The 13,887-nt window shown below is 74.9% G+C and carries 14 protein-coding genes; 6 read left to right on the plus strand and 8 right to left on the minus strand.

The genetic code is table 11. The features are described from left to right. Window positions 1-46 precede the first annotated feature (46 nt). The 3 genes from ACIP4P_RS04810 to ACIP4P_RS04820 form a co-directional block, all read right to left on the minus strand. Window positions 47-1,714, minus strand: a complete 1,668-nt coding sequence (locus tag ACIP4P_RS04810) for an FAD-binding oxidoreductase (protein WP_400914794.1) — start codon at window positions 1,712-1,714, stop codon at window positions 47-49. A gap of 187 nt (window positions 1,715-1,901) precedes the next feature. Beyond that, a complete protein-coding gene (locus ACIP4P_RS04815) occupies window positions 1,902-3,068 on the minus strand; it encodes an alanine--tRNA ligase-related protein (protein ID WP_400914796.1) in 1,167 nt (388 codons plus the stop codon). A gap of 237 nt (window positions 3,069-3,305) precedes the next feature. Then, complete coding sequence (locus tag ACIP4P_RS04820) at window positions 3,306-4,253, minus strand: helix-turn-helix domain-containing protein (protein WP_400914798.1); 948 nt, start codon at window positions 4,251-4,253, stop codon at window positions 3,306-3,308. 148 nt (window positions 4,254-4,401) lie between these two features. Here ACIP4P_RS04820 and ACIP4P_RS04825 point away from each other — a divergent pair, with 148 nt between their 5' ends. From ACIP4P_RS04825 to ACIP4P_RS04835, 3 genes are read left to right on the plus strand one after another with little or no spacing between them, the layout of a single operon-like run. After that, entirely contained in the window at window positions 4,402-5,349 is a 948-nt protein-coding gene (locus tag ACIP4P_RS04825; RefSeq protein WP_400914800.1) for an MBL fold metallo-hydrolase, read from the plus strand. A gap of 33 nt (window positions 5,350-5,382) precedes the next feature. After that, entirely contained in the window at window positions 5,383-6,825 is a 1,443-nt protein-coding gene (locus ACIP4P_RS04830) for a carboxylesterase/lipase family protein (RefSeq protein WP_400914802.1), read from the plus strand. 34 nt (window positions 6,826-6,859) lie between these two features. Then, entirely contained in the window at window positions 6,860-7,756 is an 897-nt protein-coding gene (locus ACIP4P_RS04835; protein ID WP_400914804.1) for an NAD-dependent protein deacetylase, read from the plus strand. Here ACIP4P_RS04835 and ACIP4P_RS04840 read toward each other — a convergent pair. The 5 genes from ACIP4P_RS04840 to ACIP4P_RS04860 all read right to left on the minus strand — a co-directional run bounded on the left by ACIP4P_RS04840 (window position 7,740) and on the right by ACIP4P_RS04860 (window position 11,309). Then, entirely contained in the window at window positions 7,740-8,573 is an 834-nt protein-coding gene (locus ACIP4P_RS04840) for a hypothetical protein (protein ID WP_400914806.1), read from the minus strand. The two genes, ACIP4P_RS04835 and ACIP4P_RS04840, sit on opposite strands and share 17 nt — an antisense overlap. A 61-nt stretch (window positions 8,574-8,634) precedes the next feature. Beyond that, entirely contained in the window at window positions 8,635-9,726 is a 1,092-nt protein-coding gene (locus ACIP4P_RS04845; protein ID WP_400914807.1) for a mechanosensitive ion channel family protein, read from the minus strand. A 135-nt stretch (window positions 9,727-9,861) separates the two neighbouring features. Continuing rightward, window positions 9,862-10,257, minus strand: a complete 396-nt coding sequence (locus tag ACIP4P_RS04850; protein WP_400914809.1) for an SsgA family sporulation/cell division regulator — start codon at window positions 10,255-10,257, stop codon at window positions 9,862-9,864. A 130-nt stretch (window positions 10,258-10,387) separates the two neighbouring features. Beyond that, entirely contained in the window at window positions 10,388-10,756 is a 369-nt protein-coding gene (locus ACIP4P_RS04855; protein WP_400914812.1) for a PRC-barrel domain-containing protein, read from the minus strand. A 70-nt stretch (window positions 10,757-10,826) separates the two neighbouring features. Beyond that, window positions 10,827-11,309 carry an SRPBCC family protein gene (locus tag ACIP4P_RS04860; protein WP_400914814.1) on the minus strand — a complete coding sequence of 161 codons (483 nt, stop codon included), beginning with the start codon at window positions 11,307-11,309 and terminating at the stop codon, window positions 10,827-10,829. A gap of 268 nt (window positions 11,310-11,577) precedes the next feature. Between ACIP4P_RS04860 and ACIP4P_RS04865 the strand changes: the two genes are divergently transcribed. The 3 genes from ACIP4P_RS04865 to ACIP4P_RS04875 all read left to right on the plus strand — a co-directional run bounded on the left by ACIP4P_RS04865 (window position 11,578) and on the right by ACIP4P_RS04875 (window position 13,737). Next, complete coding sequence (locus ACIP4P_RS04865) at window positions 11,578-12,525, plus strand: RNA polymerase sigma factor SigF (RefSeq protein ID WP_400914817.1); 948 nt, start codon at window positions 11,578-11,580, stop codon at window positions 12,523-12,525. A gap of 140 nt (window positions 12,526-12,665) precedes the next feature. Beyond that, window positions 12,666-13,106, plus strand: a complete 441-nt coding sequence (locus ACIP4P_RS04870) for an STAS domain-containing protein (protein ID WP_400914819.1) — start codon at window positions 12,666-12,668, stop codon at window positions 13,104-13,106. Window positions 13,107-13,266: 160 nt separating this feature from the next. After that, window positions 13,267-13,737 carry an ATP-binding protein gene (locus tag ACIP4P_RS04875; protein ID WP_400914822.1) on the plus strand — a complete coding sequence of 157 codons (471 nt, stop codon included), beginning with the start codon at window positions 13,267-13,269 and terminating at the stop codon, window positions 13,735-13,737. Window positions 13,738-13,887: the final 150 nt, after the last annotated feature.

Raw genomic sequence — 13,887 nt, forward strand, 5'->3', positions numbered from 1 at the left:
CGGCCCGTCAGCCCCGGCGCCCGGCCGGGGGAGGGGACAGCGGGCCTCAGCCCGGGAGCCCGACCGAGAGGGCGTGCCGGAACACGTCGCGCGGGTCCCAGCGGGCCTTGACCCGCTGGAGGCGCGGGTAGTCGTCCTTGTAGTAGAGGGTGTGCCAGGGGACGCCGGAGGTGTTCCAGGCCGGATCGGCGAGGTCGACGTCCGGGTAGTTGATGTACGAGCCGTCGCTCACCTCACCCGGCACGGGCACGCCGCCGGTGTCGGCGTAGACGTCCCGGTAGAGCTCGCGCACCCAGGAGAGGTTGGCCGCGTCGTCCCCCGGGTCGGCCCAGACGCTGTGGTAGACCGCCTTCATCACGACGTCGCGCTGGGCCACCGCGGTGGCGCCGGGCTCCACGGCGCGGACCTGCCCGCCGTAGCCGACCACCAGCAGGCCGCACTCGGGGTTGCCCCCGGCATTGGTCAAGTGGCGGTAGACCGCCGCCAGTTGGTCCTCGGTGAAGGAGCGTCGGAGGTAGCCGGCCTTGCCCTTGTAGCGGCGGGTGATGATGTCGCCGGCCTCGCCGTTGCCCGGCCAGGTCATCGGGTAGAGCCAGGGGACGGTCGCGCTGCCGCCGCCCGCGTCGAGGCCGGTGCCGGTGTTCACCCGGTCGACGAAGTCCTGCACCAGCGCGGCCGCACCGGGGAGGTCGGCGTCGATCTGGACCACCATCGAGAAGCCGGTCGCCGACCAGTGGTTGAGCCGCAGAACGGCGTACAGACCGGCGCCGGGCGAGCCGGGGTCGCTGTTGCGCTCGTGCCACTCGCAGAAGTTGCGCAGCAGGGTGGTGAGCGCCCGCTCGGTCGTCCTCGCCCGGTCCCAGGGCCACTCCACCAGCCGCTCCAGCATGTGGGCGGGCGACGGCGGCAGCAGCCGGCCCGGGTCCGGTGCGGCCGACCGGGCCTCGGCGTCGGCCTGCGGCGAGCGCAGCCAGTACCTGGTCACCACGCCGAAGTTCCCGCCGCCACCGCCGGTGTGCGCCCACCACAACTCCCGTGCGGGGTCGTCCGGTTCACGGGTGGCGACGACCGCGCGGGCGGTGCCGTCGCGGTCGACCACCACCACCTCGACGCCGTACAGGTGGTCCACCACCGAGCCGTAGCGCCGCGACAGCGGGCCGTACCCGCCGCCGACCAGGTGGCCGCCGGCGCCCACCTCGGGGCAGCCGCCGGCCGGCAGGGTGACGCCCCAGCCCTTGAACAGCGTCCGGTACACCCGGCCGAGGGTGGCACCCGGCTGGACCTCGAAGGCGCGCCGCACCGGGTCGTAGCCCACCGCGTCCAACGGCGAGAGGTCCAGCAGCAGCCGGATCGCCGGGTCGGCGGTGAGGCCCTCGAAGCAGTGGCCGCCGCTGCGCACGCCGATCCGCCGCCCGGAGCGGACCGCGGCCTGGACCGCCCGGACCACCTGCTCGGTGCTGCCGGCCACCAGGATCTCCTCCGGGCGGCCGACGAAGCGCTGGTTGTCGCCCAGCAGCAGGGCGTCGTAGCGCGGGTCGCCGGGGCGTACGGCGGCCGGGCCGAACGGCGCCGGGTCGCCCGGCCCGCCCGCCGGGGCGGGGTCCGCCACCGCGGGGGCGGCGGCGGACCCGGCCAGCCCGGCGGCCAGGCCCCCCGCGGCGGCGAGCAGGGTGTGGCGGCCCGGGCGGGCGGCCGGTCGGTCGGGATGACTCATCATCAACTCCCGGATGGTGGCGGGCGGTCGTCCCCGTAGCATGCCCGCGCCGGCGGGGGCCTGCCCAGGGGGCGGGCGGACGTGTCGCCGACCCACCCGACACGGCGAAGCACCCGACACGCCGGCCCACCCGACACGCCGACGCACCGCGCGGCGCGATGCCGACGCGCGGTGCGTTGGTCGGCCGTCAGGCGCCGCGCAGGTCGAGGACGAGCTCGCGCGGCAGGCCGTGGGTGTCGTGGAGGTAGTGCAGGTCGTCCTCGCTCAGTGGGCCGCGGAACCGGGGGCGGGAGAGCACCCGGCGGCCGCGCTCCAGCAGCAGGTCGAACCGTCGCTCCTCCTCCAGCAGCACCCGGCGGACCACCTCCGGGGGCAGCTCCTGGCGGAAGTGGTCGAGGGTGTGCCGCAGCAACTCCTCCGGCAGGTCGCCGAGTCCGCGCCCCGGGTCGTCCCGGCGCAGCACGGTGAGCACCCGGCGGAGCAGTCGGCGCAGCACGTAGCCGCGGCCGGTGTTGGACGGGCGGACGCCGTCGCCGATCACCAGCACGGCCGAGCGCAGATGGTCGCCGACCAGGCGCAGCGAGGGCTCGTCCAGCGGCCACAGCGGCGGGAGCAGCTGGCGCCAGGGGTCGAACACGTCGCACTCGAAGACCGAGGAACGGCCCTGCAGCAGCGAGGAGAGCCGCTCCAGGCCGAGCCCGGTGTCCACGTTGCGCTGGGGGAGCGGGACGAGCGAGCCGTCGTCGAGCCGCCGGTGGCGCATCATCACGTGGTTCCACACCTCGACCCAGCGGTCGTCCCCGGTGGGGGTCGATTCCGGCGGGGTGTCGCCGGTCCACAGGAAGATCTCCGAGTCGGGGCCGCAGGGGCCGGTCGGCCCGTTGGACCACCAGTTGTCCTCGACGGTGAGCTCGACCGGGACCCCGAGGCCCTCCCACAGCTCCAGCGAGCCGGTGTCCGGGCCGACCTGCTCGTCCCCGCCGAAGACGGTGACGTGCAGCCGGCCCGGATCGACGCCGAAGCCGTCGGTGAGCAGCCGGTAGCCCCAGTCGAGGCTCTGCGGGCCCTCGTAGTCGCCGAGCGACCAGCTGCCGAGCATCTCGAAGACGGTCAGGTGGGTGAGGTCGCCGACCTCGTCCAGGTCGGTGGTGCGCAGGCAGCGCTGCACGTTCACCAGCCGGCGGCCGAGCGGGTGCGGGCGGCCCTCCAGGTAGGGGGTGAGGGGGTGCATCCCGGAGGTGGTGAACAGCACCGGGTCGCCGGGCGGGGGGATCAGGGTCGAGCCGGTGATCCGGTGGTGGCCGTGTTCCTCGTAGTACTCCAGGAACGTGCGGACGAGCTGGTCGGTGTTCATGGCGGTGGCTCCTTCGCGGGGAGGGAGGCGCCGGAGAACGGACCGCGCGAGCACCGGGACCGAGGCGGGAACGCCTCGAAGCCACCACCGGCGGACCGTTTCCGGTCGCCGGGGGGAGGGGGTACGTCAGGCGGCGGCGGCCGGCGAGCTGGTCGCTCGCGCGGCTGCGGTGAGGCTTCGATCCATGACGTCCATGCCGACGAGGGTAACGTGCCGCCTACCCGGAGCGCGAACGGTTTACGGGCGTCCCGCGCCGACCGGACCGACGGAGCCGACGGAGGTGATGGAGCTGACGGAGCCGACCGGGCCCGCCGCCCGGCGCGACGCGGAGCCGAGCTCGCCCGCCCGGCGGAGCAGGGCGAGGGCCTGCTCGGTGGGGGAGCCGGCCGGCGCGGTGTGGACGACGAGTGCCTGCTCCGGTGCGGCGGCGATCGACAGCAACTGCTGGGTCACCAGCAGCTCGCCCACCACCGGGTGGTGCAGCCGGTGGGCGTCGGTGTCGCACGGCGCGACCCGGTGGTCGGCCCACAGGGCGACGAACTCCGGGCTGTTCATGGTCAGTTCGCCGATCAGCTCGGCGAGCAGCCGGTCCTCCGGATGCCGGCCGACGGCGGCGCGCAGGTTCCCGACCACGGTCCGGGCCTTGCGCGGCCAGTCCGCGTACAGCTCCCGGGTGTGGGCGTCCAGGAACAGCATCCGGTTGAGGTTCGGACGCCGCGCCGGGTCGTCCGGGCTGTCCCGGTCCAGGTGTCCGGCCAGCAGGGCGTGGCCGAGGGCGTTCCAGGCCAGCACGTCGGTACGGCGGCCGAGCACCACCGTCGGGACACCGTCGAGGGCGCGCAGCAGGTCGCGGGTGCCGTCCGTCAGCCGCTCCGGCCGGGGGCGGCGCACCCGGGGCGCGTGCCGGGCCGCGTCGGCGAGCCGGTCGAGGTGCTCCCGCTCGTGGTCGCCGAGCAGCAGGGCCCGGGCGATCGCGTCCAGCACCTCGGCCGACGCCCCCCGGGACAGCCCCTGTTCCAGCCGGGTGTAGTACGAGACGCTGACGCCCGCCAGCTGGGCCACCTCCTCCCGCCGCAGCCCGGCCACCCGCCTGCGCGGTCCGAGCTGGCGCAGGCCGACGTCGGCGGGCCGCAGCCGCGTCCGGCGGGCCCGGAGGAAGTCACCGAGGGGTCCTGGTCCGTTCATCCCCCCAGTATTCGGTGGGCGGCCCGGCCCCAGCCACACCCTGCGGGTGGTAGGAAAGGGCGGGTCTGGCCCCCGCCGGCCGGAACGCCGAGGCTCGGTTCGAGTTGGCCGCCCGCCCCGGGGCGGCCCAGGACCGGAGGACGGACCCGTGCACCACCACCCGGAACACGACCACTCGGAACAGCGCCACCCGGAACAGCTCATCCTCGGCGACGTCACCGTCACCCGGGTCAAGGAGTTCTACGGCCCGGTCGGGCTGACCCCCGGGGAGTTCTTCCCGGACAGCCCCGACGGCGCGTGGCAGCGCCACCGGGACTGGCTGGCCCCCGACTTCTGGGACCCGGCGACCGACCAGTGCCGCTCGGCCGTCCAGACCTGGCTGCTGCGCAGCGGGGGCCGCACCATCCTGGTCGACACCGGGGTGGGCAACCACAAGGAGCGGCCGCACGCTCCGGTGTGGCACCGGCTGGAGACGGACTTCCTGGCCGGCCTGGCCGCCGCCGGAGTGCGGCCCGAGGACGTCGACCTGGTGGTCAACACCCATCTGCACGTCGACCACGTGGGCTGGAACACCCGTCTCGACGGCGGGAGTTGGGTCCCGACGTTCCCCAACGCCCGCTATCTGATGCCGCGCCGCGACTTCGAGTTCTGGGACCCGGCCAACGGCCACCGCAGCGTGCTCGGCGAGGGGAACGGGAACGTCTTCGAGGACAGCGTCGCGCCGGTCCACCGGGCCGGACTGGTGGAGCTGTGGGACGGCGGCCACCGGATCGACCGGGACCTGCGGCTGGACCTGGCGCCCGGGCACACCCCCGGAACGTCCGTGCTCACCCTGGACTCCGGCGGCGAACGGGCCCTGTTCGTCGGGGACATCCTGCACACCGCCCTCCAGATCGCCGAACCGGACGTCAACTCCCGCTTCTGCGAGGACCCGGCGCGATCCCGCGCCACCCGGCGCCGGCTGCTCGGCGAGGCCGCCGACCGGCACGCACTGGTCTTCCCGGCGCACTTCGGCGGCAGCGGCGCGGTCCGGGTCGAGCGCCGGGGAGCGGGCTTCGCGGTCAAGGACTGGGCGGCCCTCCCGCGCATCGCCTGACCCCATTCGATCACCAGAGAGGAACCAAGTCCCATGTCCCGACCGTCAGACCCGCTCGTCACGACCCCGGCCGGAGTCGTCCGCGGCGCCCGCGTCCGCCCCGGCGAGCGCTACCGCGCCGTCCCCTACGCGGCGGCCCCCACCGGCGCCGGCCGCTTCGCCCCGCCCGCACCGCACCCCGGCTGGTTCGGCGTCCGCGACGCCACCCGGCCCTCGCCCACGGCCCCGCAGCCGCCCCGCGTCTTCGACGGGCTCGATGTGAGCCCCTACTTCGGGCCGGGCTGGGTGCCCGGCGCGGAGTACCTCACCGTCGACGTCCACACGCCCGCCGCCGACGGCGGACGCCGCCCGGTGATGGTCTTCGTGCACGGCGGCGGCTTCATCGCCGGCTCCAACCGGGCTGCCCTGTACGACGGTTCGGCCTTCGCCCGGGACGGCGTCGTCCTGGTGACGGTCAACTACCGCCTCGGCATCCCCGGCTTCCTCGACCTGCCGGGCGCCCCGCCCAACCGGGGCGTGCTGGACGTGCTCGCCGCGCTGCGCTGGGTGCGCGACACGATCGCGGCCTTCGGCGGCGACCCGGGGAACGTCACCGTCTTCGGGGAGTCCGCGGGTGCCACGCTCATCTGCGCGCTGCTGGCGCTGCCGGAGGCCCGGGGACTGTTCCGGCGGGCGATCGTCCAGAGCGGCAGCGGCACCGGCGCGTTCACCCCGGAGCAGGCCCGGCGGGTCACCGCCGCCGCGGCCGCCCTCCTGGGGGTGGAACCGTCCGCCGAGGCGTTCGCGGCCGTCCCGGACGAGCGGCTGGTGGCCGTCCTGCCCGCCCTCGTCGGCCTGGACCTGCGCACCGACACCGCCGTGGACCCGCTGGCCGGACTCAGCCCGCTCGGCCTGGTGCTGCCCGTCCAGCCCGCCGACGCGCTGGCGGCCGGCCCGGCCCGGGACGTCGACCTGCTGATCGGCACCAACGCGGAGGAGGCCAACCTCTACCTGGTGTCGCAGGGCGCCTTGGAGTCCACCACGGCGGCGGAGCTGGAGGCCGCCGCCGCCCGCCTGCTGGCGGACCCTGGCACCGTCCTCACCGCCCTCCGCACGGCCCGGCCGCACGCCACGCCGGGCGAACTGCGCTCCGCCGTGCTCGCCCACGCCCTGTTCGAGGCCGGTACGGAGCGCATCGCCCGGGCCCACGCCGCGATCACGGGCGGCGGCCGCACCCACCGCTACACCTTCGGCTACCGCTCCACGGCCCTGGACGGCCGGCTCGGCGCCGCCCACACCATCGAGCTGCCCTTCGTCTTCGACCTGGCCGACGAGCCCTGGCTGCACGGCCCCGACGGCCTGCTCGGCCCCGACCCCGCCCCGGCCGGGTTGGCCGCCCGGGTGCACGGCGCCTGGACCGCCTTCGCCCGCACCGGCGATCCGGGCTGGCCGCCTTACGACCCCGACCACCCGGCGGCGGAGCCCCTCGGCGGCTGACCGCCGCTGCTGGTTCAGTCCTACCCTGGAGGGCATGGACGCGCTCGGGATGCCCTCTGCCGACCCGGTGGCCGATACGGCCGGGCTGGCGGTGCTGGTGCGGCGGCTGGCCGGGCGCGGGGTGGTGGTGCTCAGCGGGGCGGGGCTGTCCACGGAGTCGGGGATCCCGGACTACCGCGGCGAGACCGGCAGCCGGCGGCGCGCGGCGCCGATGACGTACCAGGAGTTCACCGGGAGTGCGGCGGCCCGGCAGCGGTACTGGGCCCGCAGCCACGTCGGCTGGCGCTCGATCGCGGGGGCCGAGCCGAACGCCGGGCACCGGGCGGTGGAGCAGCTGCGCCGGTCCGGGCACGTCGCTGCGGTGATCACCCAGAACGTGGACGGCCTGCACCGCGCGGCCGGTACCCGCACCGCCGTGGAGCTGCACGGCGGGCTGCACCGGGTGGTGTGCCTGGCCTGCCGCCGGACCAGCCCGCGCACGGAGCTGGACCGGCGGCTGGAGGAGCTGAACGGCGGCTTCCGGGACGGCCCGGCGCTGGTCAACCCGGATGGCGACGCCGAGTTGACCCAGCCGCTGGTGGACGACTTCCAGGTCGCGGACTGTGCGGTCTGCGGGGGAGTGCTCAAGCCGGACGTGGTGTTCTTCGGCGAGAGCGTGCCCAGGCCGAGGGTCCAGCGCTGCTTCGAACTCGTCGACGCGGCCCAGGCGTTGGTGGTACTGGGCTCTTCGCTGACGGTGATGTCGGGGCTGCGCTTCGTGCGCCGGGCCGCCCGCGCGGGCACGCCGGTGGTGATCGTCAACCAGGGCGCGACCCGCGGGGACGAGCTGGCCGAGGCCCGGGTCGGCCTGCCGCTGGGGGCGGTGCTGACCGAGGCGGCCCGGCGGGTCAGGGCCGGCGCCGGCCCGGCGAACCTCAGGGCCTGCCGGTGAGGGCGTGCAGAGCGGCCGTGAGAGCACGGAAGAAGCGGTCCCGGGTGGCCTCGTCGACCAGGTCGAGGGAGAGGTACGGGTTGAGGTCCTCCAGCTCGATCAGGAGGAGGTCGCCCTCGGGGGTGCGGCAGGCGTCGACCCGCTGGATGCCGTGCTCGACGGTGTTCCAGGCAATGAAGCGCCGGGCGAACTCCAGGTCGGCGGCGCTGGGTTCGTACGCTTCGAGGTGCCAGCGCCGCTCGGGGTCGGGGGCGTGCAGGGCGTACTGGAAGGCGTCGTCGACGAAGTAGAACGAGACCTCGTAGCGGAACGGGATCAGCGGCTGGACCAGCACGTCCTCCTGGAACGGGACGGTGTCGAGCTGCTCGCGGGGGAGGATCCGCAGGCCGATGGAGTCGGCGCCGAGCTTGGGCTTGACGACGTACTCGGGCACCACGGGCAGCCGGTCGAGGTCGGCGGCCCGGTCGACGGTGGGGATGACGGGGTACCCGGCGGCGGTGAGGTCGAGCAGGTACTGCTTGCCCGCCATGTCGGCGCGCCCGGTCAGCTGGGTGTACACCCGGGTGCCGCGCTCCAGTGCCTGCCGGCGGAAGTCCTCGTACGCGCCCGGGTGGTTGAGCACCGGGCCGCTGTTGCGGACGAGCACCACGTCGAAGGAGTCCATCAGCCGGGCGGCGTCCAGCGGGTGGCAGAGGGCGACGTCGAAGTCCTCGCGCAGCCGGGTGGAGAGCCGGATGTCCTCGTCGCAGTAGCGGCGGCCCCGGGCCTGGTAGCCGAGGTCGGTGACGAGGAGCACGCGGGGCTTGACGGTGGTCATGGCTCTCCTGAAGATCATCTGATCCGTTCAGCCTAACGTGCCGGGCCCCGAGCAGTCGCTGCTACGGCGGGGCGCCCGGCCCCGGCCCGGGGCCGCGGGGATCGGCCCGGTCGTCCCGGGGCCGCGCGGGCGCCTCCGCGACCGGGATCCGCGGCAGCGCGTACGGGTGCCGGTCGCGCAGGTAGCCGATGAGGTGCTCGCGCAGCCGGCAGCGCAGCTCGAAGGCGTCGCTGCCGTCGGCCGCCGTGGCCAGCACCCGGACGACGATGGTGGTCGGCGTGGTGTCGACCACCTGGAGGGCGCTGCCCCGGCCGTCCCAGAGCTCGCTCTTCGCCAGGTAGTCCTCGAACTCCTCGCGCAGCAGCCCGATCGGGGCGTGGTGGTCGAGGTGGAGCAGCGCGGTGCCGGTGATCCGGCTGGAGCGGCGGGACCAGTTCTCGAACGGCCGCCCGACGAAGTACGACATCGGCATCATCAGCCGCCGCTGGTCCCAGGTCTCGATCACCACGGTGGTCAGGGTGATCTCCTCCACCGTCCCCCACTCGCCCGCCACCACCACGACGTCCCCGATCCGGGCCAGGTCACCGAAGGCCAGCTGCACCCCGGCGAACACATTGGCCAGCGTGCTCTGGGCGGCGACGCCCGCCACCACGCCGACCAGTCCGGCGGAGGCCAGCAGGCTGGTGCCGACGCCGCGCACCGCCGGGAAGGTCATCAGCACGGCGCCCAGCGTCACCACGGCGACCACCGCCTGGCCGATCCGGCCGAGCAGGCTGGCCTGGGTCCGGGCGCGGCCCGCCCAGGCCGGGTCGCGGCGGTGGAGGGCGAGCCGGGCGGCGCCGTCCACCAGGATCGCCACCAGGCGGCCGCACAGCCAGCCGCCGGAGGTGATCGACAGGATCACCGCCAGGTGCCGCAGCCCCTCGCGGGCGGCGGGCGGAGCGGCGACCCACGGCAGCGCGGCGGAGAGCAGCAGAGAGGCCGTCAGGGCCAGCACCGGGTGACGGCACCGGCGTAGCACCTCCGGGACGCCGCCGACGCCCCACGGGACGGACAGCCGGCCGGTGACCGTCCGGACGGTCCGGTCGAGGCCGTAGGTGAGCAGGGCGGCCGCGAGGCCGACCACCGCGAGGCGGAGCAGGCTCCACCACATCCGCTGCGCTCCTTTCCGCTCCCGGCGGGGGAGTTGAGGTCGACGACGGTGGTGATGTCGGCGATGACGTCGGAGTCGCCGACGGGCCCCGGCGCGGGCGCGGGGGCGGCCCCCGTACCCGCGCCGGGCGTCGCTTCAGGCGGTCAACAGGTCCTGGAGACCGCGGTCCCAGTCGATCCGGTCGTGTTCCTGCCCCGGCGGGACGAGCCGGACGGTCTCGGCCAGGAAGCCGGCCACGGCCGCCGAGGGCGCCGCGAGCAGGGCGACGCCCTCGGCGCCGGCCAGCGCGATCAGCACGCGGGCGTCGTCGAACGGCGAGACGTGCACGTCCCCCTCGCCGACGGGCGCGTGCAGGCCGGCCAGCAGCAGGTCGCGGGAGAGCGACCACACCGCGTCCGGCTGGTAGGAGGTGAAGTCCAGCTCCGCCGCGTGGGGTTCGGTGTCCCGGTAGGACCAGTCGACGTCCAGGTCCCGGCTGCGTTCGTCGCCGGTCAGCAGTCGCATGGTGATCCGGGTGGTGAGACGTTCCATCGAAGGGTTCCCCTTTCCCGGGTGGTTCCGGACGGGGCGGCCGCGGGCCGTCCCGGTCCGTTCGTCGGTGGTTGGCGGTCGGCCCGGCGGGGCCGGTCGTCCGGCGCGTCGCTGTCCTCCGGCTGCCCGGTCAGAGGATCCGGCCGCCGTAGTACGGGTCCCAGTAGGGCCCGAAGCGGCCACGGGTGTCGGCCTCCTGGCCGGGCCCGCCGTCGTCGAGGTCGGGGCTGTTCCTGATCTCGTCCTTGGTGCGGTCGACGTAGACCTTCTGCTCCCCGACCTCGATGCGGGTCACGGTGCCGGCCGGGAGCAGTACGCGCCGGCCGAGGATCCACGGCCCGGTGTCGACGACCAGGTACTGCTCGTCGACCTCCTCGGACAGCTTGTCGACCTTGCCGATCGCTCCGTCGGTGGCTTCGACGTGGAAGCCGATGAGGTCGGTGCCGGCGGTGTGCCCGGCGGAGGTGCGGAACTCCCAGATGGTGCGGCGTGCGGTCATGACTGCCTCCGTTCGTCTCGTCTCGTCCTGTTCGGTCCGGTACCGGTTCGGCTGCCCCCGATGCGGGCGTTCATGCCCCCGGATCGGCGTCCTGCCCGCCGTCGTGCGCGCCGTCGTGCCCGCTGTCGTGCCCGCCGTCCTGCTCGACGTGCCGCTTGAAGTCCCGGAGGTCGTCGATGACCCGGCGGTCGACGAAGCCGAGCGCCTCGGCGAGGTGCGCCCAGAGGCCGTGCGGTTCGACCTCCAGTTGGAGCATGACCCGGGTGGTGCGGTCGTCCACGCGGTGGAAGGTCACCACGCCGCTGTGGCGCACCGGGCCGTTCCCGCCGTCCCAGGCCACCCGCTGACCTGCCACCACCTCCGTCGTCACGGCCTCGAACTCCCGGCGGCCGCCGGCGGTTTCGACCACCCAGGTGCTGCCGTCGGCGCCGCCGGAGACGTCCACAGCGACGACGCCGCGCATGAAGTGCGGGAAGTCCTCGCAGTGGACCCACTGCCGGTAGACGTCGTCGACCGGGGCCGCCACCTCGACCGATTCCTCGATCCGTCCCATCGTCCGGTCCTCCTGCTCCTCCTCGGTCCGTGGTCCTGCACCCGGTCCGGGTGCCCCGATCCCGGCCGGGCATGCGCGGACGGCGTCCGGCGGCACCGTTTCCGGGGTCCGCCTCGGCCTCCGGTCGGCGTCCGGCTCGGGGCCCGGAGCGGGGTCCGGCCCGGCGTCCGGGTCGTTCGTTCACGCAATCCTCACAACGGCAACCGGCATGGAACCGGTCACGGCGGGTACCCGGGGACGGACCGTACGCCGAGGGGAAAGGACCGACATGGCCACGACCAGTGACGAACTCCTCCACTGCGTGACAGCCCCGAGCCCGGACGAGGCCGCGACGGTCGACGTGCCGGCCGCCCACCGCGCAGCCCGTGCCGCCCACCGCACCGCCGTCCCGGAGCCCGCCGCCCACCCGGACCTGCCCGAACTCGCCGGCGTCGAGGACCCGCGCCGGGTCGCGCCGGAGGACGCGCGCGAGCTGACCCGGACGCTGCTGGCCCGGCTGGCGACCCTGGAGGAGGGCACCCGGGCGTACTCCTACGTACGGGCCACGCTGATCGAACTCAACCTGTCGCTGGTGCGGTTCGCGATCCGCCGGGTCGGCAACCGCCGGGAGCCCGAGGAGGACCTGATCCAGGTCGGCTCGGTCGGCCTGATCAAGGCGATCGACCGCTACGACCCCGACCACGGCGCGGAGTTCGTCACCTTCGCGCTGCCGACCATCCTCGGCGAGATCCGCCGCCACTTCCGGGACGCCACCTGGGCCGTGCACGTGCCGCGCCGCCTCCAGGAACTGCGCATCACCCTGGCCAAGGCCCGGGACGTGCTGTTCCAACGGCTCGGCCGGGCGCCGACGGTGGCCGAACTGGCCGCGCACCTCGACCTCTCGCAGGAGGAGGTGATCGAGGGGCTCGCCGCCGCCAACGGCCACACCGCCGGCTCCCTGGACGCCCCGGTGACCGAGAGCGAGGAGGACCCGGGCCCGCTCGCCCAGCGGCTCGGCGCGGAGGATCCGCGCTACGACACGATCGAGAACCTGATCGTCCTCAAGCCGCTGGTCGCCGCCCTGCCGGAACGCGACCGGCAGATCCTGTCGATGCGCTTCGGCGAGGAGCTCACCCAGTCGCAGATCGGCGCCCGCCTCGGGCTGTCCCAGATGCACGTCTCCCGTCTCCTCAGTCGCACCCTGAAGCACCTGCGCGCGGACCTCACCGCCACCTGAGCGCCGCCCGGCCACCGGGAGCCCCCGCACCGCCGCGCACGCCACCCGCCACCCTGCCGCCGGGCCGCCCCCGGCCTGGTCCCGCGCCGGGTGGCGTGCGTACGCTCGTGGAGCACACCCGTGGAGGGAACACGACGACGATGCCAGCCGAGAAGACGATGCCCGCAGAGAACGAGTCCGTGACCGTGCCGCCGACCACCGCACCCTCCGACCCCTCCTGGACGGGCGTTCCGTCCGGGCCCGACCTGGCCGTGCACACCTACACCGACAGCCGGGCGGCCGTCTGCGCCCTGGCGGGCGACCTCGACATCGAGACCCTGGCCCCGGCCCGGAGCACGCTCGACCGACTGCTGGCGGAGCGCCCGCCGCTGCTCGTCGTCGACCTCGCCCAGGTCGGCTTCTGCGACTCCTCCGGCCTCAACCTGCTGCTGCAGACCCGGATGGCGGCCGCCGCGGCGGACGTGGGCTTCCGGCTCGCCGCGCCGTCCGTCACGGTGCAGCGGCTGCTGGAACTGACCTGCACGGACAGCGTCTTCTCGCTGCACCCGACCGTCGAAGCCGCGTCCGCCGCACCCCGGTGAGCGCCGCGACCGGGCGACGGCACGCATAATTCGGCAGTGGTCGGGAAACCGAGCAGACGACAGCGGAACGAAGCCGAACCAAGCCGAACGAAGCCGAACGAAGCGGAACGCAGTGCCGGAAGCGCACCGGAACCGCACCGAAACCGAGGGGAACCCGCACATGACGACCAGCCGGGCCACCCTGGACGGCGATCGGCCGGGCACCGGCCCCACCCTGCCGCCCGGCGGGCAGCGCCGGCGGCTGCACCTGGCCGGGCTGCCGAAGCCGGTCGCCCGCGCCCGGGCGTACACCACGCAGGCCGTCGCCGACTGGTCCTGGCCGACTGGCCCGGACGGCGGCCAGGACGACATCGTGCTGCTGGTCGCCGAGCTCGTCGCCAACGCGCTGCTGCACGCGGGCGGCCCGCTGGACCTCGTCCTCGACGCCTCCGAGACCCGGCTGCGGATCGAGGTCGGCGACCGTTCGACCGTGCTGCCCGAGCCGCGCCGACCGCACCGCCCCGGCCTGCCCGGCGGGCACGGGCTGTTCATCGTGCAGCGGGCCGCCAGCCGCTGGGGCGCGGTGCCGCACGACGACGGCAAGACGGTCTGGGCCGAGATCGACGCCCCGCGCCCGCCGTCCGGCGGCTGACCCACCCGGTCCGCTGTCCGCCGATCGGCGGCCGACACCCCCGAACACCGGCGTGTCGGGTTGACGGCGCATCGAATGGCGCACGGTCACCGGCCGACCGTTCGCCCGCGATGGGACTCTCGCCGAGGATGGGGAGGCCGACGGGCCTCC

The sequence above is a fragment of the Kitasatospora sp. NPDC089509 genome (genome assembly GCF_044749365.1).
Taxonomy (GTDB): domain Bacteria; phylum Actinomycetota; class Actinomycetes; order Streptomycetales; family Streptomycetaceae; genus Kitasatospora.